The sequence below is a fragment of the Neolewinella agarilytica genome, from assembly GCF_900110645.1.
In the GTDB taxonomy this organism is placed as follows: Bacteria; Bacteroidota; Bacteroidia; order Chitinophagales; family Saprospiraceae; genus Neolewinella; species Neolewinella agarilytica.
This window is the reverse complement of the sequence record NZ_FOFB01000024.1, coordinates 1-21,750: the sequence shown is the minus strand read 5'-3', so window position 1 is coordinate 21,750 and position 21,750 is coordinate 1. Positions and strand designations below refer to the sequence as shown.

At 50.2% G+C, this 21,750-nt stretch carries 20 protein-coding genes; 11 read left to right on the top strand and 9 right to left on the bottom strand.

Annotated elements, in window-relative coordinates; genetic code table 11:
• Positions 1–239: 239 nt before the first annotated feature.
• From BM123_RS18410 to BM123_RS18375, 8 genes are all read left to right on the top strand, one after another.
• Positions 240–644: a hypothetical protein gene (locus tag BM123_RS18410; protein ID WP_139211944.1), complete on the top strand. Its 405-nt coding sequence runs from the start codon at positions 240–242 to the stop codon at positions 642–644.
• Between the two features lie 65 nt (positions 645–709).
• The gene (locus tag BM123_RS18405) at positions 710–1,141 is read left to right on the top strand and encodes a TonB-dependent receptor plug domain-containing protein (RefSeq protein ID WP_090171597.1); all 432 of its coding nucleotides are present in this window, start codon (positions 710–712) and stop codon (positions 1,139–1,141) included.
• A gap of 2 nt (positions 1,142–1,143) precedes the next feature.
• Positions 1,144–1,566: a TonB-dependent receptor plug domain-containing protein gene (locus BM123_RS18400; RefSeq protein ID WP_090171595.1), complete on the top strand. Its 423-nt coding sequence runs from the start codon at positions 1,144–1,146 to the stop codon at positions 1,564–1,566.
• 259 nt (positions 1,567–1,825) lie between these two features.
• On the top strand, positions 1,826–2,887 hold the full coding sequence (locus tag BM123_RS18395) for a hypothetical protein (protein ID WP_090171594.1): 1,062 nt from the start codon (positions 1,826–1,828) through the stop codon (positions 2,885–2,887).
• Positions 2,884–3,891, top strand: coding sequence for a vWA domain-containing protein (locus BM123_RS18390; RefSeq protein ID WP_090171592.1), 1,008 nt, complete (start codon positions 2,884–2,886; stop codon positions 3,889–3,891). Before BM123_RS18395 ends, BM123_RS18390 begins: the two co-directional genes overlap by 4 nt.
• Positions 3,892–4,061: 170 nt before the next feature.
• Positions 4,062–4,616: a hypothetical protein gene (locus tag BM123_RS18385; protein ID WP_090171590.1), complete on the top strand. Its 555-nt coding sequence runs from the start codon at positions 4,062–4,064 to the stop codon at positions 4,614–4,616.
• Positions 4,617–4,644: 28 nt separating this feature from the next.
• Positions 4,645–5,670 (top strand): vWA domain-containing protein, encoded by a 1,026-nt coding sequence (locus BM123_RS18380; RefSeq protein WP_090171588.1) that lies wholly within the window; start codon positions 4,645–4,647, stop codon positions 5,668–5,670.
• A gap of 104 nt (positions 5,671–5,774) precedes the next feature.
• Positions 5,775–6,578 (top strand): tetratricopeptide repeat protein, encoded by an 804-nt coding sequence (locus BM123_RS18375; RefSeq protein ID WP_090171586.1) that lies wholly within the window; start codon positions 5,775–5,777, stop codon positions 6,576–6,578.
• A gap of 3 nt (positions 6,579–6,581) precedes the next feature.
• Here the strand turns inward: BM123_RS18375 and BM123_RS18370 are convergent, their stop codons facing one another.
• The 5 genes from BM123_RS18370 to BM123_RS18350 all read right to left on the bottom strand — a co-directional run bounded on the left by BM123_RS18370 (position 6,582) and on the right by BM123_RS18350 (position 10,495).
• A complete protein-coding gene (locus BM123_RS18370) occupies positions 6,582–6,788 on the bottom strand; it encodes a hypothetical protein (protein WP_090171585.1) in 207 nt (68 codons plus the stop codon).
• Between the two features lie 139 nt (positions 6,789–6,927).
• Entirely contained in the window at positions 6,928–7,329 is a 402-nt protein-coding gene (locus tag BM123_RS18365) for a hypothetical protein (RefSeq protein WP_090171583.1), read from the bottom strand.
• 24 nt (positions 7,330–7,353) lie between these two features.
• Complete coding sequence (locus BM123_RS18360) at positions 7,354–8,817, bottom strand: T9SS type A sorting domain-containing protein (RefSeq protein ID WP_175489457.1); 1,464 nt, start codon at positions 8,815–8,817, stop codon at positions 7,354–7,356.
• Between the two features lie 200 nt (positions 8,818–9,017).
• Complete coding sequence (locus BM123_RS18355; protein WP_090171579.1) at positions 9,018–9,494, bottom strand: T9SS type A sorting domain-containing protein; 477 nt, start codon at positions 9,492–9,494, stop codon at positions 9,018–9,020.
• A 41-nt stretch (positions 9,495–9,535) separates the two neighbouring features.
• Entirely contained in the window at positions 9,536–10,495 is a 960-nt protein-coding gene (locus BM123_RS18350; protein WP_090171577.1) for a hypothetical protein, read from the bottom strand.
• Between the two features lie 362 nt (positions 10,496–10,857).
• On the opposite strand from BM123_RS18350, the gene BM123_RS18345 reads away from it, so the two are divergent.
• From BM123_RS18345 to mscL, 3 genes are all read left to right on the top strand, one after another.
• Entirely contained in the window at positions 10,858–12,591 is a 1,734-nt protein-coding gene (locus BM123_RS18345) for a BatD family protein (RefSeq protein ID WP_090171575.1), read from the top strand.
• Positions 12,592–12,625: 34 nt separating this feature from the next.
• Positions 12,626–13,606: a glycosyltransferase family 39 protein gene (locus tag BM123_RS18340; RefSeq protein ID WP_090171573.1), complete on the top strand. Its 981-nt coding sequence runs from the start codon at positions 12,626–12,628 to the stop codon at positions 13,604–13,606.
• 248 nt (positions 13,607–13,854) lie between these two features.
• Positions 13,855–14,316 (top strand): large-conductance mechanosensitive channel protein MscL, encoded by a 462-nt coding sequence (gene mscL, locus BM123_RS18335; protein WP_090171571.1) that lies wholly within the window; start codon positions 13,855–13,857, stop codon positions 14,314–14,316.
• Positions 14,317–14,326: 10 nt separating this feature from the next.
• On the opposite strand, the gene BM123_RS18330 is transcribed toward mscL, so the two are convergent.
• From BM123_RS18330 to BM123_RS18315, 4 genes are all read right to left on the bottom strand, one after another.
• Positions 14,327–15,448, bottom strand: a complete 1,122-nt coding sequence (locus BM123_RS18330) for a M42 family metallopeptidase (protein ID WP_090171570.1) — start codon at positions 15,446–15,448, stop codon at positions 14,327–14,329.
• Positions 15,449–15,714: 266 nt separating this feature from the next.
• Positions 15,715–17,934 carry a patatin-like phospholipase family protein gene (locus BM123_RS18325; protein WP_090171569.1) on the bottom strand — a complete coding sequence of 740 codons (2,220 nt, stop codon included), beginning with the start codon at positions 17,932–17,934 and terminating at the stop codon, positions 15,715–15,717.
• A 573-nt stretch (positions 17,935–18,507) separates the two neighbouring features.
• Entirely contained in the window at positions 18,508–19,362 is an 855-nt protein-coding gene (locus BM123_RS18320; protein WP_090171568.1) for a hypothetical protein, read from the bottom strand.
• Between the two features lie 995 nt (positions 19,363–20,357).
• On the bottom strand, positions 20,358–21,614 hold the full coding sequence (locus tag BM123_RS18315; protein WP_090171566.1) for a Shedu anti-phage system protein SduA domain-containing protein: 1,257 nt from the start codon (positions 21,612–21,614) through the stop codon (positions 20,358–20,360).
• Positions 21,615–21,750 lie beyond the last annotated feature (136 nt).

The window sequence follows — 21,750 nt, the reverse complement described above, 5'->3', positions numbered from 1 at the left end:
GTTTGCCCTCCTACAAACGAGGGCGGATTTCTAAGGTGCAAAGGTAATTAAGTAGCGCATTAGTTGCATGCGGTAACTGAACAGGTGGACAAACCAACCGTAAGATCAAACCCGGACGCGCACCGCGTCCAGTGAGTTTGTCCTTGCCTGGAATAACAATGACTGCTTTAAGCAGGCAACCTATCCCAATAACCCTTAACTTTAGTTCCCCATTCCCTGAAAAAGAAATCGCTAAAATTATGTCTCTGCGCCATCTACTAACTCTTTTGATTTTCTCAGCTCTGCTCTTTAGCTGCCAAAGCCCAAGAGCTGCTTCTGCAGAAGGAAACAGACCCTCCGTTTCTGAGCCCAGCATTGAAAACGCGCTCGATCTTACGGAATACATTCGTCGGTTGGGAGAAGCTCAAATAACGGGCGACGGCGCTAATGCCATCATCAGTATTCGTGGAGTAACGACCATTAACAGCGACCCCAACCCGCTTTTCGTTCTCAACGGTAACGTTGTCGGCCGGGATTATAACCAGGTGTACCACATGGTGGACATTCAGCAACTTGCCTCCGTTAAGATCCTCAAAAACGCAGGAGACATCGGTCTTTACGGTGTTCAGGGAGCGAATGGGATTGTGGAAATCACCCTCAAGTAAGTAAGGTCACCCAGTGTTTTTTTTGACAGCTTTCTATTCTTTTCAAGATTATTCAAAATTCGATCATGCGCATTTTCCTCTATCTCATCGTCCTGTCCTGCCTGTCACTCACGGCTTGTACCACCAGCAAAAACACGGATGCCTCGGCGAGCAAACTCCGACAGGAAAAAGAACGAGACGCGAATTCCACCGAAGTAGATGCTGGCAGCGGCATCGACTTAGCTTCTTACCTGCGGCGCATTCCCGGCGTCAACGTCCGGGGCAACGGAGCCAACGCTACCGTACGGGTCCGGGGCAACTCCAGCTTTAATGCTGTTTCAGAACCACTCTACGTGGTAGACGGTACGATTATGGGCACCAGTCTGGCCACCATTTACAATACTATTAATCCGGACGACATCGCCCGCGTACGCGTTCTCAAAGACGCCAGCGAGACGGCCCGTTACGGCCTTCAGGGAGGTAACGGTGTCATTGAATTCAAATTAAAAAAGCAATAATTATGGCTCGCATTTTCACCCTGCTTCTCCTGTGTGCTCTGCTCATCGGCTGCGCTTCGCGCACCAACCGATCTACGGCCAGCGCGACCGTCAATGATCCCAATAAGAATGTAGTGGAAAGTAGCGCGACGGATCAACCGATTGATCTGACGGCTTACCTGCAGCGGGTTTCCGGCGTCAACGTTTCCGGCAGCGGAGCCTACGCCCGGGTTAGTGTTCGTGGTCCCGTCAGTTTTCAATCTGGTGGCAGCAACCCGCTTTACGTCCTCAATGGTTCCAAAGTAGGTTTTGACTATTCTACAATTTATCGATCCGTTGACCCCAGAGACATTAAAAGAGTACAAGTGCTGAAGGGCGCGGACGAAACCGCACTGTACGGCGCTCAGGGAGCGGCCGGGGTAATCGTGATTACGCTGAGAGATTAGTGTTTGCAACCGCAGATCGAAATTTATGGCTGATTTCTGCTCATCGGCCTGGCGAACGGTGCCCTGGGGGTCAGGGCACGCATTCGGCCGAAGTATTCCCGCCACTGCCAGCAACCTTTAGTCTCCGTTTTGTTTGTGATACTTCCCTGGGGGTGTGCGGGCGCGGTCGCAGGTGCAAGGGGAAGAATAAAGGCAATGGAGGAGAAGACGAAAGTCTATCCGTATCCCTTACTAGCGCCAAGCTTATTATATTTGCCCTATGCGCCTACGCCTTTTTTTAAGTCTGCTTTTACTGACGTCGCTGACCGTCTTACTGGCCCAACAGTCTACGAACAAGGCCGTATTGGCGCGGGCGGAATTAGCGCAGACCAAGATTGATATCGGCGACCAGATTTGGCTGGACGTAAAGATCTCCGCACCACCGGGTACCCGGATAACTGCGCTGCCCACCGGCTACATGAATACGCTGGAAGGACTGGAGGTTGTCTCCGAAAAAGAGATGGCTACCATCTCCGAAACGCCGGAGTTGTTGCTGCAACAGCGGATGCTGATCACGAGCTTTGATACGGGCTACATTGCCATCCCGCCGCTACCCTATATTTTCACGGCGGCCGATGGCCGGCCGGATACGGCCTACACCAATGACCTGTTGTTGCACGTACGAGCCTTCCCCGTTGATGAAGACAATGAGCTCCGCCCCATCAAGCCCATCATTGAGGAACCACTGAACTGGCTGGACTTTTGGCCCGCCTATCTGATTCTCGCGCTGGGGGGTATCGCCTATTTGTTGTGGACGATCCGAAAGCGACAATCCAAAGTAGCCCCACCACCGCCGCCACCGCCACCGGCTGACGAAGTAGCTCTGGCCGAACTCCTGAGCCTCGAAAAGAAAGGACTTTGGGAGAACAACCAGGTTAAGGAATATTACAGTGAGCTAACGCGCATCCTGCGGGAATACCTCGAAGGCCGTTTCTCCGTTCCGGCCATGGAGATGACCACCCGGCAGATTACCAGCGAGCTCGGCCGCCGGGAAAACCTCGATCGCCTGCAACGCAGTGAGTTGAGCGAGCTGCTGCAGCTCTCCGACATGGTAAAATTTGCGAAAGCAGAGCCCGCCGCCAATTTGCACGCCAAGGGCCTTGACCGCGTCCGGGAATTTGTAAAGGACACCGGAAAAATGCCGGAGCCGGAGCCCAGCCCTGTTCCTCCAACCGCGCCTGCACCTGCGGCCGCGCCCTCTGCCACACTTGTCCCGCCTCCAATGCCAACACCCGGCAACCCGCAACCCGCACCTGCCACCTCTAAACCTGAAGAAGAATGATGAGTTGGTGGAATCAGTTTGAATTCGTTTTTCCCTGGCTACTTCCCCTGCTGGTGGTAGCTCCCTTGCTGTGGTTCTGGCGGATCCGGAAGAACCTCAACCGGGAAGTAAGTCTGCGACTGCCCAGCACTCAATCTGTGCGCGGCCTCCGCAGTTGGAAAAGCGCCTTGCGCCCGTTTTTGCCTCTGTTGCGCGTGGCGGCCATTTCGCTTTTCATCATTGCTCTGGCACGTCCGCGGCTGGACCTGAGCGAAGAATCCGTTACGGCCGAAGGCATTGACATCGTGCTGACCCTCGACCTTTCCACGAGTATGGGAGCGACCGACTTTAGCCCCAACCGGCTGGAGGTAGCCAAACAGGTCGCCCGCGACTTCGTCAGCCGCCGGGAATTTGACCGCATTGGCCTGGTGGTTTATGCCGGGGAGGCTTACACGAAGTCTCCGCTGACGGTAGACAAAGAAATCATTGATCGCTTCATCGCCGAACTGCAGATGGGCGAAATCACGGACGGTACGGCCATCGGGACCGGTCTGGCGACAGCCGTCAACCGGCTGAAGGAAAGTGAATCTGCCAGTAAGATCATCATCCTGCTGACCGACGGAGAAAACAATGCCGGTTATCATAGCCCCGAGCTCGCCGCTGAGCTCGCCGAGGAATTTGGTATCCGGGTGTACACCATCGGGGTGGGTAGCGGCCAACAAACGCTGATGCCCTCCAGCCCGCTCGGTGGCGGAAAATACACCTTCAAACCTACCCGCGGAACGGTGGACGACAAGCTGCTCGCCTACATCGCCGAAACCACCAATGGTCGCTATTTCCGCGCCCGGGACACCGAAGAACTCGAATCGATCTACGACTACATCGACGAGTTGGAAAAAACGGAGATTGAGACTACCGTTTTCAAACGATACGAAGAACAGTTCGGTCGCTTTTTGCTGATCGGGCTGGCGCTTTTACTGCTGGAGACCTTGTTGCGGTACACCGTTTTGCGGACCGTGCCGTAGGGTAGTCTGGCACGGCTGCCACATGTGAGAGGGCTACTGCATTTGGAAGGTAAGATAGACCTTGCCCCCCTTGTAAGTTATTGGTATCGGTAGAGGCCAGGTGTTACACTCATCCTTTTCCTTTGAAGCGGGTTATTATTTCATTCCATCAATGATTAAGCTGCCTGTAAATGACCCACGAAGTACGCGCTCAACTCCACCGTGTTTATGACCTGATGAAGGTCGAGGGTCGCCATGGCTATGAACAGGTTGCCTTTGGAGAATCGGCCTTTACGGAGTTACTCACTTTTTTGGCGATGGTGCCGGAGACGGCAGAGGTGACGGAGATCATCTTTCGTTTATCCGATGGTATACCGGCGCTTAAAATTGCTGAGCTGTATAACGTACTGGTTTGGTCCGCTGAAGAACGGGGCGGAATTGACCTGGAAATCATTCAGGAGTGGTTTTATGGCAAGCAGCCCCGCCGGATTGAAATAGCGCTTCAGGTAGACATTTTCCCGAGCAACAGCATGCAGGAGAGCCAACGAATTCTGGAAGAAATTGAAAAGAAGTTTCCGCGCCTTAAGTATCTCTGCCGGCTGGCCCGCCGGGAGGTAGACCAGCGGCTGGCGGAAGAAGAGGCCTGGTCAAAATACCGGCGGGATACTTTTGAGATGCCGAAGGAGATGACTCCTTCGATCATGGCACGGATTAAGGAGATTAAGGGGAAAGGGGGAAAAGCGTAACTTAGCGTTCCTAACAAAAGCACCAGAAATGTTTCGCTTAGAAAACCCTGAATACCTCTGGATACTGCTGGCCCTCCCCGTGCTGGCCGCTTTATTTTTTTGGTACTGGAACCGGCGACGGGTGGCACTTGAAAAATTTGCGGACCGGGAATTACTGGATCACCTCGCACCGGGCATGAACCGGCGTTTGCCATGGACCAAATTCAGCCTGTTATTGCTCGCCATTCCTTTTTTGGCTCTGGCGATGGCCAACCCACAGTGGGCCGCCGAAAGGCAGGAGATCAAACGGCGGGGCATTGATGTAGTTATCGGTCTTGACGTTTCCAATTCAATGCTGGCCGAAGACGTACAGCCCAGCCGGATGGAGCGGGCCCGTTACTTTGCGTCTACTCTGGTGGACGAGCTGGTGGGTAATAACATTGGTGTAGAGCTTTTCACCTGTACTTCTCTGATGCAGGCGCCACTGACGACGGACTATGCCTTCGTTAAATCCGTCATCTCGGCGGCGGGCCCTTACCAGATATCTGCTCAGGGAACCAACCTGGGGGAAGCCATTGCCCGGGCGGAAGAGGCTTACGAAGAGGGTAGTGCCAATCACCGTGCGCTCATCCTTATTTCTGACGGAGAAGACCATGATGGCAGCGCAGCCGCCGCCGCCAGCGCTGCACATGATGAAGGACTGATGATTTACACCGTAGGCGTAGGTAAGCAGGAGGGTAGCTTCATGCCACTGACGCTGACGAATGGCCGCAAGGATTACGTCCGGGAAACCGGTGGCGGCCCCGCCACCACGAACGCAGACCCCGCTACCCTGGAAGCCATTGCTGCCAGTGGCGGCGGACAGTACTATCCGCTGAGTGGCGACAGTAAGGCGCTGGCCACCGCCATCCGGGCTAAAGTAGACCGCATAGAAAAACAAGAATTTGAAAGTCAGTCGTTTTCCACCTACGACAGTTATTTCTATTGGTTCCTGGCCCCAGCCATTGTCTTACTCCTGATTGAATTTATGCTATCCCGCAAGGACCTGCGGAAGGCGGCAGAGTTTGAGGTATGAGGGAGCTTTTCGGGGAGGGGCTCGCTTCGCTCGTGAGCCAGCAGGTCGCCTGGATTTTTGACATTATTATTCCGTTTCACTAATTATCCTTTTAAGCCTTTAACATGAACACTCGTCTGTTTTTTCTCGCTCTTCTCTGCTGTTTGGTCATGGGTGAGTTAACGGCCCAGACCAGCCACCGTGCCCTCCGGCGTGGAGACAAAGCATATAAAGACCAGAACTACGAGCAGGCGCGCAAGGAATATAATGATGCCCTCGAAGCGGAGAACAGTGCTAAGGGTAATTACAATCTTGGCAACGCGCTCTATGAGCGCGGTGATTTTGAAGAAGCCGCCAAGCGCTATGAGGAAGCCGCAGGCCTGAGTGATAACCCCGACATCAGCTCCCGCGCTTACCGGAACCTGGGGGATGCCAAGTTTCAGCAGGAACAATACGACGAAGCCATCGATGCCTACAAACGCAGTTTGCGCATCAACCCCGAAGACGACGAAACTAAGTACAACCTGAGCAAAGCCATCCGCCGGTTACAACAGCAGGAGCAGCAACAGCAACAGCAAAACCAGGATCAAAACCAGGACCAGAACGAGCAGGATCAGCAAGATCAACAGCAGCAGGGCCAGGGAGAAGGCCAGCCGCAGGATGGCAACAGCGACCAGCAATCTCAGGGAAATCCTCAGGATCAGCAGCAGCAAGGGCAGCCCCAGGACCAGCAAGACCAACCAGAGCAAGACGGTCAACAGAACCCCCAAAGCCAGCAGGGAGAATCACAGGCCAACCCCAACCAGGCTAAGATGAGCCGGGAGGAAGCCGAACGGCAGTTAGGTATTGCCGCCGAAGCAGAAAAAGAAACCATGCGACGGCTCCAGAAGGGGAACCGGTCAGGCTGTACGGACGGGAAGGACTGGTAAGGCTTACGCCCTTAATTCCTCAAGGGTTCCTTTTTGGTCATCGGATTTGCCTTCTTCCGTGTCCATCAGTTCAATATTTTCTTTTTCAGAATCTCTTCTGTTTTTTGTGAAAGCCGGGGGAACTCCGCCACTTATTCCAATACCAATACAGGCCAGAAAAATCAGGCAGACCAGCACTAGCATGCGTAGTGCCTTTTTAATTTTTTTCATCAGAAAAAATTAGCCATCTCCTATTGCCAGGCAATAGAAGAAAACGTTACTTCAATAATAGAATTACTGCGAGACACTCAGTATGAGTACTACGCTGAAGCGGCTGCGCCAAATACGCTGTATTCAGAGGCAGCCTCCTTTACACCAGATGATTATCATCTTCTTCTGAAGGTGCAGTCCTTTTTCTGATCAGCCATTTCACCGACGCCGCCTGCTGGGGTAATCGTTGACGTAAGGATGACTTATACCTTACTTCAACGAGGGAGTTGAAATTCAACAGGTTGCAATAACCGTAGGTATTTACCTCAGCAGATGGTCTTTCAGGTGATAGCTCCTGATGGCCTTCCGCCCAAAAGCTGAGGCTGGCAGGAGTATGATGAACGCTTGTCTCGACTAACTCTGTCCTGAAGGGCTCATTCAATAAATACTCCCCCTCACCGATGAAGCCTGAAAACGAAAAGATCGTAAGCAGCAGGGCGACTTTAAACGACCAAAGTCGGGCGCTGCTTTTGTTCGATGCTGATTCGGCTTCTCTTCCCATTTAAGCTTCCTTCCGGAGTATGAATTATTTTTTGACCAATTTCAGTACCCTAACACCGCTACTGCTCCTCACGTTCAAAAAGTAAAGTCCTGTGGGTAAATCGGCAATGTCCACGTCTGCACCGCTTCTGATACGGGCCTGCTTCAGGGCAAGGCCCTTGGCGTTGAATATGGTCGCTTCCAGTTCAGAGTGATCGTTGGCATCAATTCGGAACTTATCAATTACGGGATTAGGGAACACGTTTAGGTCAAGCGATAATAACTGCCTGTTTGCGTTCGAAACGGAGCCTTCGAAATCAAAAGGAGTACCGGAAGATCTTGAGCCATTGCTCAAAGAAAAATAATTCAGCCGTCTTATATCTGCCTGCCCATGCATCCCGATAAATTCATAGTACGGGCCTCCAAGCTTTTCGATATAGGTGTCACCAACGTCCAGGTCATACCAATAACCTAACATCCAGTATAAGCCATAGTCCTCCAGTGGGTAAGCCTGGTATTTACGCCCACCGCGAACCCCTATTACGGAAGAGCCGCCAAATTTGTGACCTCTCGTCAACGCACCGGGCTGTGCTTTGGTCCATTCCGGGATATGTTCGTTTACCGTTACGATCTGATTTAGTAGCAGGAGAGAATCATGTGGAGGAAAGATGGAGTCAAACCGGGGCACACTAAAGTAAAAAGCCTCCTTTAAGTAGGACAGGGAACTTACGCTGTACTCAATCCGTGGCGCCGTAAGATCAGGGCCAACGGAAAGAACCCGGTAGATCTTTTGCGTGATTCTGAAAGTGATGGGAGATTCACTTATCGTTTCTATCTCTTCGATGTGCAGTTCATCCCCTACCGAAAAATCGAAAAATGAGCTGCTTGCCGGGTTGCGAATCCCGGCAGGAGCTAATGGTAATGTTTCCCTGGAGTTCAACAGGTTCCAGAAGTAAGCTCCCCGCAGGAGACCATTTGACCGGGATACTTTGATGGGTTCGTCCTGAAGCAGCGTATCCCCACGATAGAAGTTGATGTAACGAACAGAATCAAAAGATTCACCAACCTCTTCGTAGCGGACGGAATCCAGCACGCCAAAAACCGTTTGTCCTTCTTCGGTAGTGGCAATCCACCTCGTTCCGGGTGGGAGGTCTTTTCTGATGACAACCGGAAACTCCTTGCCAATATCCATGACGATAGAATCGGGGTATTGACAAACTTCTATACCGGAAAAGCTGGGTACCTGAAGATAATCTTCAAAGGAATTTGCCCTTGGTCTGACGTCAGCAGTAGTGTACAGATCATTACAAGTATCATTATTGACCTTGATGCCGGCATAGGGTGAAGTCGTTATGTCTGAATAGCCTTCTCCATTCACGTATATGTACTGCACACCGGGTTGATAGAAGGCGTACTCATTTTGAGCAAAAAGCGTTGCGGTAGCAATCATGAATAGAAAAGACAGCAGCGCCTTGTGAGCCGTTAAAGTGTGCGTTCGTTTTGTGTTCATAGTCATCTTAGTATAATGCTTCTTTTCACTAGAAAACAATAAAAAACGTTTTAGCGATGTATCCTGACAGCAGGAGAAAGAGTAAAAATAACAACAGGCAGTGAGATTTTACCGGACAATCATTATTATCACTGTTGGAACATGGAAAGAGATGTTTAATTGTCTCCCATTATATACCACTCAACTTGTGCTATACTGTCCTAATTTTTGATCAATCTCATTACCTTAATACCGCTACTGCTCTTCACGTTTAAAAAGTAAAGTCCTGTGGGCAGATCAGCGATATCAACCTCTGCACCACTTCTGATGCGGACCTGTTTCAGAGCATGGCCCTTGGCGTTGAATATGGTCGCTTCCAGTTCAGAATGGTCATCGGTATTTATTCGGAACTTATCGTTTACGGGGTTAGGGAATACGCGCATTTTGATTGATGGCCTCTCCCTGTTGGTTTGAGAAACCAGACCATCAAAGTCAAATGGCTGGCCAAAGCATGTGGCGCCATTTGCTAAAGAAACATGCTGCAATTCTTTTACCCTTGCACTAAGGTCCATTAGGCCCAGCCACTCAAAGTAGTTCCCTCCATACCCAAGTAAATTCATCTGTTTGTATCGGTTATCATTAAGTTCAGACAAATAAGAATACACCCACGCTGTATAGAATATCTGGTCCTGTAACATGAGGTATTTCCCACAGTGCTCGACAACTCGTTTGGTACTACTTAAAAAAAAGGCGCTTCCTGTATTTCCATAAAAGCTCCGGGCTGGGCCTTAGTCCAAGCTGGAATTTGTTCAATTATCGTATCGATTTCACCTGAAGAATAAACGGAGTCGTATCCAATACCTAAATCAAAATATCCTGAGGTCAAATATTTTAGTGTCTGGACATCATATTCGACAGGTATTGCGTCACCTCTTGGCTCACCTACCGAAACAACCTTGAGTATTTTTTGCGTGATACTATACAAATGCGAATCTATGTGTTCTGTATGTAAAGTTTTGACCTCTTCAATATGAAATTCATCACCAATTTCATATGCAAAGTCGGTAGCAATCAAGGGTAATGATAATTCGTCCTCTGAAATAAGGGCGACAGTTTCTTTTTCTTCAATAAGATCCCAGAAATAAGCTCCGGTAAGTAATCCGTTTGAACGGGACAATCGAATCGGCTGCTCCTGTAATACCGTATCTGCGTGGTAAAAATTAATGTATTTAACGGTATCAAAGGAAGTACCGACGGCCTCGTATCGCACCGAGTCGATACTACCCAAGACTTCCAAGCCTTCTTCCATGGTCACTAGCCACCGGACACCGGGCGGTTGGTTCTTCCGGATAATGACGGGGAAATTTTTACCAACATTCATTACGATAGAATCCTGATATTGGCACAGTTCCAGCCCGGAAAAACTCGGTATAGTATAGGGGCTTGGCCAGGAGCCAGGGGGTGTTTTTTCGGTAACGGTTAAGTACAACTCATTACAGGGGCTATTCTCAATTTTCATGCCAACGTACCCAGGAGAGTAAGCATTTCTGTGCTTCTCACCGTTTAAGTAGAAGTACTGCACCCCAGGGTAATAAAAGTCATAGTCGCTCTGACCATTAAGGGTGATAGCGCAAAGGAGAATAAACGTTGACAGAAAATATCTTGATACTCTTAAAGTGAGTTTAATTCTAGTGTTCATAGTCATTTTAGGTTAAGTCTATTGTCACCAGGAAATGGCGAAAACATTTTAGCGATGCACCCTGACAGCAGGATAAAGAGTAAAAATAGTAAAACAAGTGTTGTCCTTATACTTTCTCAGACCAATCGTTACAGGGCAGTAGCTCCCGTAAGAGCCGTACCAACTCTGCCCCCAGCACGACTAGGCCGCCGGCAGGCATGTAAGACGGGAAGCTCAACGGATGGTAATGGATCAATCATGTTTACAATCCAAAATCGTAGCGGACCTTTGTTATACACAAGTTGTGCCAGCCGTCGGACCGACGGCTTAGCCCATTCTCCCTATCTTAGCCGATCCTAACAAAAGCCTTCGTCTCCGAGACTATGCGCCAAACCATTGCTCTTTTACTCCTTCTTTGCACCTGCGTCAGCGCCCAACTGAAGGCCCAGCACCAGGACATTACGTTCAGTGCCGAACTGAGTAAGCCCCGGATGTTAGTGAACAGCACGGTGGAATACAGCCTCGTGCTCCGGAATGCTCAGGGGACCGACCTGCAGGCGCCCGATTTCAAAAATTTCATCGTGTTGCGTGGCCCCAGCCGCAGTATGGGCACCACCATCATCAATGGCGTGGGCAGCAGCCACCTGACGCACACCTGGCTGCTACAGCCCAAGCGGGAGGGTGAGCTCTCCATCGGTGTGGCCACCATACGGGCTGCCGGACGGACCTACCGCGCCAACTCCAAAAAAATTCAGGTCCTCGCCGTTGATGCGGGCGCCGCCGCCCTGGCGCCGCCTGATTTTCTGCGGGCAGAACTCTCCACGGACACCGCTTTTGTGGGCCAGCAGATTATTCTAAACCTCAACCTCTATTCCACCACCAACGTCATCTCCCGCAACCTGATGCAGGAGCCTGATTTTGACGGATTTTACGCTCAGCCACGGCGTCAATATGACGGCCGGCCGCGCACCGTGATCGAAAACGGACGGGAGTACCAACGAAGAACCCTTGGTAGTCTTGCCCTTTTCCCCACGAAGAGCGGGCGCATCCGGATCGATCCTTACCGCATGGTTTTGGGTACGGTTCGTTACCGCAACAACAGTAGTTTTTCCCGGCGTTTTACCGAGCAAATTCCCCTGAATACGGATACGATGTACGTCTACGTTCAGGAATTACCGCAACCCCGCCCGGACGATTTCGCCGGGGGTGTTGGCAGCTACCGCCTTCAGGTACAGGCTGACCGGGATCAAATGACCACTGACGATGCCCTGACGCTGCGCATCACCGTCACCGGAGAAGGCGACGTGGAACGCATCGATGAATTCCCGCCCGTGAGCGAAAAGGACTGGGACATTTATGATCCGGAAATTCTGCAGGAGGAATTTCTGGACAGCCCGACGGGGATGCTGGGCAGGAAGATTTTCGAGTACAAAGTGGTTCCTAAGCGTAGTGGTGTGTATAATTTGAGTCCCGGTTTGACTTACTTCAACGTAGACAGTGCCCGCTACGTCACCGACGCTCCTTCTACTTTCAAGATAACCGTTACCGGCGGCAGCGGCCAGCCCACTTACGATATCGACACGAGCCAGGTAGTGGAGGAAAGCCTGAGCCTGATGGCAGTCAGCAGCCTGCCGGCAGGCCGGCAGTACGGGATATCGGCTACCGAATCGCCGCTTTACTGGATCGTTTTTCTATTACCACTCTTACTGGCGGGCGGAGCCATCGGCTGGCAGCGTTACCAAGACCACCTGGATAACCGCGACCCCGTGGAACTCGCCAAACAACGAGCGGCCAAAGCAGCTACTGAGCGTTTGAAGGCAGCCAAAACCCATCTTGCCAAAGTAGAGCCACGCCCGTTTTACGACGCAGTAGAAGGCGCTGTTTTCGGTTATTTGCGGGACAAATTCCACCTCCCCGTTGCCGAGCTTAGCCGCCGCAACGTAGCGGAAAAACTAAGGGGAGCAGGCGCCCTGCCGGAGCTTACCGCCCGCTACGATAAACTGCTGAAACGCTGTGAAATGGCGCTTTACGCCGGGCAGGATTCCGCCGACGATCTGGCGGACACCTACCGGGAAGCCCGGGAGCTGATTACGGATACGGAACGGGCGATCGATTAGGCGTAACTTTACCGCCTAACTCACTTCCCCGACATTGCTTTCCCTTTTCAGATCTAACCAGGCCCAGGCGGGCCTATTCTTACTGGTCTATGCTTTACTGCTCCAGCTTCCTGCCTTGCTGGGTGGAGCGGTTGCACCGCCGGAAGTAACGGGAAACGGATTCCTCGGCAACTGGCTGATGAATATGGTTACCGGTAATTATTGGCTGGGACTGTTGATTCCCGTCTTACTGATTTTTGTGCAAGGCATTCAGGCGAATCTACTCGCCAGCCGCCACCGGTTTTCCCGGGTTGTCACGCAGTTTCCTGGTCTGTTTGTGGTGCTAATCTGGGCCATGGTGCCCTCTTTTCGCTGGGTTCATCCCGGACAGGTCGCCAATGTTTTTCTCTTGTTTGGCCTGATCGCCATCTGTCGCCTTTACAAGAAGAACGAACCGTCCGTCCCGCTCTTCAACGCCGGCGCCTGGCTGGGGCTTGCTTTTCTTTTCCGGCCTGAATACCTGTTTTTTGCCCCGGCTTTCCTGACCGCAATTGTGGTATTACGCCGGCCGGAGATACGCAGTTTCTTTCAGTGGCTGACGGGCTTTGTCAGCATTTGCTTTTTCGCCGGTGTAGCGGCTTATTTCTTCGGCAGTTTACCGGAACTATGGCTGGCGCAGGTTTCCGGCTTTGGCTGGTTTAGTCCCACTTCCTTGTGGCTCTATGATGCACTTCCGCTTGGCTTGATTGCGGTCATTCTTTTACCCTTATCACTGCTTTTTGGCAGCCTTTCCCGCCTGCTTAACATCGAAGGAAAGAAGGGCGTAAAGATCATTTACTGGTTCCTCCTCTTCACCATTCCAGCCGTTCTGCTGGGAGGGCAGTTTGTTGCGGCGGAGCTGGCCATTATCACCGTTCCCATCGGTATTTTGCTGGGCCTGGCAATGGTTGATGTGGATTCCTCCAGGGCTGAAGTTGTTCATCTTCTCTTATTTGCGGTGGCTATAGCGGCAGGCCTGACCAGCTGGATAGGCTAAGCAGGCGGGCGCTCACCGCAGGTGCAAGGAAGGTTTTTTGAGCAATGTGATGAAATGTTACCACCTACTTATCATAATGTTTCCGCGCACGGGGCTTATTCTGACGTCAGCCCCACTCCACACTCCTGAACACCTCATTTTCAAGGCCTCAAATTCTACTTATCATAATACCTGGCGCGAATGATTTTTCCCCTGCCCGTTAACATCCCCCTCTCGTTTCCGGTTACACCTAAAAACCAGCTACAGCCATGGGAAATTTTTTTCACGAATTCAAGAAGTTTGCCGTTAAGGGCAACATGATCGACCTCGCCATCGGTATCATCATTGGCGCGGCTTTCAATCAGATTGTTGATGTGCTCGTCAAGCAAATCATCATGCCTCCCCTGGGCTTTCTGACCGCCGGAGTAGATTTAGGAGACCTCAAATGGGTCATCGCCGACCCCGACCTCGCTGCCGATGGCAGCGTCATTACTCCCGGCATCATTATCGGATACGGAAAGTTCATCGAAGCCATGATGGACTTCGGCATCGTCGCCCTAACCCTCTTTGTCGTTATCCGCTTCATCAACAGTCTGAAGGATCAGGCCGAAGACGAGGGCAATAAGGTTGTCCCTACCCCGAGGGATATTCAGCTGCTCTCCGAAATTCGCGATGAGATGAAGAAATTCAACAATGAGCCACCCGCCGCTCCGCAGCGGGAGGCAGCCTGAGGCCGGTTTTCTACATCCAGCTAAAATCACTTTCGCTTCCGGGCTTAATGGCATCCGGGTGAGCGTCGGCTGTTCCATGGTCGGCGCTGAAGTCCCAGTTATAAGTTCCCAGCTGACTGATGCCTGCTGCCAGCAAATCAATCGTAGCCAGGATGTCTTCTTTATGCGCCATTTCCGTACTCTGGTGCATATTGCGCAAAGGAATCGATATTGCACCTGCGATCGCGCCCTTATTCCCGTACCGCTGCACGGCCGCAGTGTCCGTTCCTCCGGCGGGAAGCAATTCGAGCTGGGTCTTGATGTCGGCGGCCCGGGCCACTTCTTTCAGGTAGTTCACCATGCGGTAATCTGAAATAACGGAACCGTCCAGAATCTTGATGGCCGCACCGCTGCCCAGACTGGTAACTGCTTCGTGTGGGCTCGAGCCCGGCACATCGTAGGCAATCGTTACGTCCAGACCGAAGCCAAAATCAGGGTCGATGTGTCCCACGCTGCCCATCGCACCGCGCAGTCCAACCTCTTCCTGAACCGTAAAAGTAGCGTAGAGGTCGTGGGGCAATTCCTGCCCCTTAAGCCGACGAAGCGTTTCGATCAGAATGAAAACCGACACCCGGTTATCGAGTGATTTACTCGTAACACAATCCCCCATTTCAATCAGCGCCCGCTCCCGGGAAATGGGATCTCCGACGGAGATCAGTTTTTCCACCGCCTCTTTGGTCATGCCCGTATCGACGAAATATTCGTTCAGGGGAACAACCTGCTTGCGCTCCTCCGGCTTCATGATGTGGATTGGCTTACAGCCCAGAACCCCGATCACGTCTTCCCGCCCGTGAACGATTACCCGCTGCGCCGTCAGCGTTTTCGGGTCAAAACCACCCAGCGGAAGAAAACGGATAAAGCCTTTATCATCGATGTGATTGACGATAAAACCAATCTCATCCATGTGCGCGGCCACCATCACCCGCTTCGAAGATTTTCCCCGGAGTATGGCGATCACATTACCCATATTATCCACCTCTACCTCATCGGCCAATTCCCGTACTTCCCGAAGGACCAGTTCACGGATGCGGCGTTCAAAACCAGAGACGCCTGGTGCTTCACAGATGGAGGTAAGTAGTGCTAGATTGAGCATGTTGGTATGTATCGATTCTCCGCAAAAGTACCAATTTAGTTCGGGAGGGCGTGTGAATAACCGCTTTGAGGAATCGTACAAGATTCGTCCGACCAAAAATTCCCTTATGAGGCTATCGCCTCAAGAAATTTATTGTTCCGACGAACTAGTACTGGCTGATACCAGACTAGTCGGAACGCTCGTAGTCAGCGCGATAGCGCCTGACGAAGGCGTTCCGACGAGTCTGGTAAAAATTACAATCTCTTATGCATACCCAGAAGCCCTTTTTAAAACCAATAACCAATATTCAGATACAACTGCCCGCCCGCATTTCCGCGTGCATAAGTCAGTTCGATCGGGCCGAGCGGAGAGTTGTAACCGTAGGTAAACCGGCCCGCTGCCAGCAAGTCCCGGTCAATGGAGGTGGGTAAGCCTTCTTCCTGGCCCAGGCGGGCCACCCGCCCGCCGAGGGTCAGGTAATGGCTGACGGCGGGGTTAAATCTCAGAAATAATTCTCCCATCAACAGATTTTCTCCCGAGGCTTCCCCCAGGTTTATGCTCGGGAATAATTTGAAATTATTGAACAGGTTGCGATTGTTACTCCCCAGGTAATAGCGGTAGGGTAGAGACGATCCGTCCAGAAAACCTCCGACGTTCATTTCCAGGCCCGCACTTACTTTTTTTCCCATCGGCAGGAGGAAGAGAGCGTCGAGATCGGCATTAAAGGCCCACTTGTTTTCATCCACATTTTCCGCATTCAGGTTGTGGATACCCCGCGCTTCCCCCGCCAGACTAAAGCCCCGCATCGGGAAATCACGAACGTTCAGCTTATCGTACAGAAAGTAGGCTTTCGGCACGAAGTATACGTCTTTGCCGAGGGTGAAAAGACTCGAATTATCCACTTCGGCAATCTGATCAGAAAGGGTGCGGTAATACTTCAGCTCTGCGGCAATACCCGTGAAGGAATTGGTCGTTTGCCGGATGTCCCAATACAACTCTGCATTCAGGTCGGAAAAGCGGTAATCGAGCTGATCGAAGACGAGCCCTTCGAAGGGAGACATCAGTTCCGGCAGGTCAAAACTCACGTCGGCGTAATGCAGCCGGCTGCGCAGGCCGAAAGCAGAACCGTTCACCCGGTTAACGCGATAATCCGCCCGGTAGCGAAAGCGGCTGCCGCCGATGAGGTCGATCGTCGTCAGCGTATTATCCACCAACACATCGTTGAGCGTCAGCCCCACCAGCAGGTTGGCACGATAGACCTGATCGTAGTGCAGCCCCAGCCGGAGCCGCTGCCCGAAATCGGGTGATTGCTTGAGCTTCAGGGTGAGCTTTACGGCTTCGTCTTCGCCATTTTCAATCGCTTCCCAATCGTAATCAATGGCCGTGTAGCGGCCCGTGGCGAAAAGTGCCACGAGGTGATCGCGGAAATCCGCCCAGGATATTTTTCCCGGCAGTTTATCTTCGAAGAAGCTGAGAATTTGCCGCCGGCTCAGGTCGGTGTTTCCCTGGATCTCCACGACCGGAGCATTGAGAAATTCAACGGGGCGGGGATTCGATTTTTCGGCAGCGGTTCTTTTGCTGCTTTGTTTTTGGGCGACGGCGCGCAGGGTGCTGAGTTGCTTTTCGGCAGCAAGGCGGCCCGCGGCAATCAGCTCATCAATGGCCTCGAAACTCAGTTGGGTATGACTGCCCAGGTCCGGGTCAATGTCAATATCGGTCGCTTCGTATTGCGCGACGTTACGGCGCGTAGCCTGGAAAAAGGCGATCTGAAGCAAGAGCTTATCCAGGGAATTAATCTCGTCTGCCTGGTAAGGGTCCTGTTCCACGGTAATACCAATGAGGTAATCCATCCCTTTCGCCTTCACTTCCTGCGCCGGGTAGTTGTTGGATACTCCGCCGTCCGTCATCACGTGGCCGTTCATTTCGTAGGGGCTCAACACTCCCGGCAGCGCTGCGCTGGCGCGCATCGCATCGGCAAGGGTTCCTTCCTCCAGCACGATGGCATCTCCGGAAACAATGTCCGTCCCCACGCAGAGAAACGGGATCGGCAGTTTACTGAAGTCGTTGATGTGGCGCACGTCCGCCGTCCAGTGACTGAACAGGTCGTGGATTCGCTGCCCGTCGGACAGCGCCGTCGGCAGCTGGATGGCAAAATCTCTTAAGGATAAGCCCAGAAGGTAGTGCTCATCGTAGAGCTTTTCGTAGATGGGCCGCTTGTTGCGGCCAATGGCGTCCTGCAACTCCGACATGATGTCCGTCTTCCGCAACAAAGCTTCCAACTCTTTAGCACTGTAGCCCGTCGCGTACAAACCACCGACGATGGAGCCCATGCTCGTGCCCCCGATATAGTCTACCCGAATGCCCGCTTCTTCGATTACCTGCAAAGCCCCGATGTGCGCGTAGCCCCGCGCACCTCCGCCGGACAGGACGAGGCCCACTTTAAGATCTTCCTGGGCGGTGAGGGAAAGACAACCTAAAAGGAGAAGGGATAAAATCAATTTACGCATAGGAGAGAACCGTTGATCAAAAACACATTACCGCCAGATTGAAGGCAGGCGGAGAATGGGTAAAGCTACGGTTGATTGGGGAAAGGGGCGGGGGTAAGATTCAGGGCAAACGCATCAAACTCCGTTTGCTACGTTTTTGATTGGCGATTGGCGATTCTCGATATTTGATTCTTGATTTGCTACCGCAAGTGACAGCTCACTGCGTTCGATCAGAACAAAAATAAAATATTGGATTATAGTTTTAGATTTGATGCGTTTGCCCTGGCGGAATATTCGGAAGCGCGGGCGCTCGAAGGTAGGATGTCCTATTTTTGGTTTTTCGTGGCAGTCGCTAGAATTCGCTCGTCGGCCGAGCCTTGCGGTAGCTTGGCTCGGCCGCCGAGAGGATTCGGGTCTTACCCATTCGTCCGACGAGCCACCGCCGAAGGCAGTAGCGAAGCTCACCTATGCAAGGCTCGGCGGACGAATTAAAATTTGTCGCTAGTAATGAAATATCGGACATATTAGCTCGAAGGTCCCGCAGTATTGTGGGACCTTCGAGCGTCCCGGCCGAAACCGCCTGCCCCCCCAAACCTACAAATCCTCCGTAAAATACCGCCGCCCATCCAGCAGGATCTGGGTCGCCGTTCCTTCTTTCATTTGTAGAGAATGCTGGCTGATGGAACCGTCGTTGTAGGTGAGCTGTAACTGAATTGCCTGCCCGTCTCCCAAAATTTTCCACTGCCCGGCATCGTCGCTTTGGCTGGCGCTGGAAAAGTCCGAGCCGTAGTCACTACTGCTGTAAGAAGATTGATCTCCGTAAACGAACCTTCCGTTTTCGTACAACATCAGGGTCCTTTTCTCAGTGCTATTACTGGTGGTATTGAAATAGGTCAGCTTCTTATTGCTTAACCCTTGTCTCCACTGTTGGGCCAGCTGACTTTCCACCGGACGAACAAGCATTACGGAATTGGCTACTGATTTGGCTAAAGCCGGATAGGAAGCATCGAATTTATCGGGGGAAGTCATCACGATTATCGACACCCCTCCGCCGTGAGGAGAAAACAGCGAAATCATCGCTGCCTTAATCGGGCTGCCTTCGGCCCAGCCCGTGAAGATTCCGCTGATGCCGTTGGTTGAAAAATTCTCTATCTGCCCGACAGGAGCAAGCAACATCCCATCCTCCTCCATCCCGTTTGCCTGGGCGTACGCCCTTACCTCCTCTCTGTTATCATAGGCATGGGGATAAACCGCGATTAAGCCCGGTATCGTGTTGGAACCAAAAAAATGGCTCCCATTCTGAAGATCCTGATGAATCCACCCGGCCGGCGACTTAAAACTGTAGCCGTAGGATTTGGCGTCAATCGTTGTGCTGGATTGGCTCATTGCCGTGGCGGGTAGCAGTAACAATAACAGCAAATAGGACAGAAGGGAGAAGTAGGTTTTCATGCTTGCGTTGTTATCTCAAGTGAGGATACTTTTTATAGTATCTACTCTTAATGACTGACCTACAGGTAACTGTTACGGGGGAGTTGCTTTTTTTGCTTGATGCATAGCCAGGTTTCTTTTCTTGAAGAAAGAAACTACAGCGCTTGTATACAATCTGGTAGTGTTTATGCAATACTCCCTATAATCAGATTCGGCCACACAGCAGCATCGGTTATAAATCGCCCGTAAACTATGAAAATCTAAATCAGAATTTCTACTTTAGAGTGGTTGCGGCTTAGGGGAAGCGTACATCATGATATTCCTATTTCCTTCAATTTCAGGTAACTGTGACTTGAATGCTGTCAGTGCATATTCATGCTTTTTATTTATAAGTTCCAGAATTTTCATTGTAAGAATCATAGTCTTCTATTTATTTTTCAAAATATTTATTCAAGTTGTAAAAGGTAGCTTGACTAATTCCAATCTTCCGACAAATCCAAATAACTCAAGTTCCTTGTTCTGCCTGCCTTAAAGCAAAAGTGATTTGAGTCTCTGTAAATTTTGACTTCTTCATAATCGTTTCTTTGTTGTTTAAAGTTAAGTGATCGGCTAAAATTTTCTAATCTTGAGTGGTTGCGGCTTAGGGGAAGCGTACAGCTTGTCCTCCTCGACCGACTACTTCGGTACTTAGAGGCAAAGAGGCCCCGACCTAGCCGCCCACGAAATCGCAAAATATTGAGGGCACAGGGGCGTCATATTTATGAACATAATTATAGATCAACATTGTAAAACATCAATCAAGTCAGGGTCACAAGACAAACCAGCTAACGGCTGGACGGGAACCTCTTGTGCTAAGATAAGCTGTTTTTGAATATGCCTGGTTGAGTTAGCAACTAGGTCATAGGGCCTTGATTAAAGCTATTCCGTTTTGGCTTAACTTAACAAGCTTGCTGCGGTGTTCCATGCATATTTATTTGAATATTTTCTCATCCTTTTACAACTGACGAGCATCATTTCTATACGAACAGATCTTTTTCATCCATCTCCCACCACCTAAATTCTAGCCTCTTATCAAAAACTGAGTAATATGATCTTTCAAAAAGCTCATCAAACGTCAGCACATCAACAATTCTATTATTTCTCCTGAAACGTTGAAATACTTTGTATTTTACTAAATTATCATTATCTGCGTCATACATCGGAAATTCTCTGCATCTACAACCAATGATAAAAATTGATTGAGGATCTATGTTATGAATAAATCGTTTATCTAAAATTACACCGTCGCCATCAACATACTGTTTACCATCAAACGATTTAGTCACTTCTTCTACCTGACCTAAACATTGACTTATTCCTTCAATGAAGTCAGAGGTGAAGTCCCATGTATTAGCTCTACCTTTACTTACAGATTTTTTAAAAATATTTGTATTGGCATGTTTTAACTCAACCAACGTCGTGAAGTGTGACATGCCAAGTAAATCCACTTTCGGGTTTCCTGACCCTGATGAATTAGGATTACCAACACTTTGTTCATCTAAGAATTCTTTAATGAAAACCAAATCTAGGTTCAAGCCCAAAATCCAATCATGATTTTTTAAAAAATGATGCCATATCGCTTCTTCTCCTGGCTGTATTGAGTACTTCGATCGATAGTGGTCGATACTCTTCTTACCATTTGACAAAGTCTTGTTTTTAAGCAGCAGATAAAATATTTTTAGATCTTTTTTCCTTGATTCAAATGCTATTGATCGGATGTCAGAAGATTTCAAATCTGACTTTCTAACAAGTTCAATTATATCTTTTGCTTTCTCTTTTTCAGTCTTTGTGTCAAACTCTATAAAATATGAATCTTTTGCAATAACTTTAAAAGTAGATTCAAGATCATCTAAGTCTACTATTTCTTTATATTTTTTGATGAAGGAAATAAATTTCCAAAATATAATTGCATCATTTGAATTACTCAAGTCGACTATTACTTTATCTTTACTTCTAGTATTCTTTATATTTCCATCCAATGAAACTCTCTTAAATACTGGTCGGGGGAGATATTTTTTAGATGTACTTGATTTGTGAAATGTTAGATCGCATATTATTTTAGACTGCGTGTTTTTTGCTAAAAGAAAGCAATTATAACTCTTCTGCGGATCTGAAATGTCCCATACCACACATTTATCTTTTGCGTGCGTCTCTCTTATTTCTATTTCTGATAAATCTCGATTGATAAAATCGAATTCATTGTCGAAGCTTGTAGTTAAATTTTGTAAGATCATCAGTGTAAATTATAGTTATGGTCTATTTTTCGATTGCATGGAACTCTAAGGCCTGTCCGCGCCCTCCACACCAATACGCCCTCTTCCCCCAGCTCGCAGCGCGGACAGGTCAGTTGAACGAAGCCCATACTTCGGC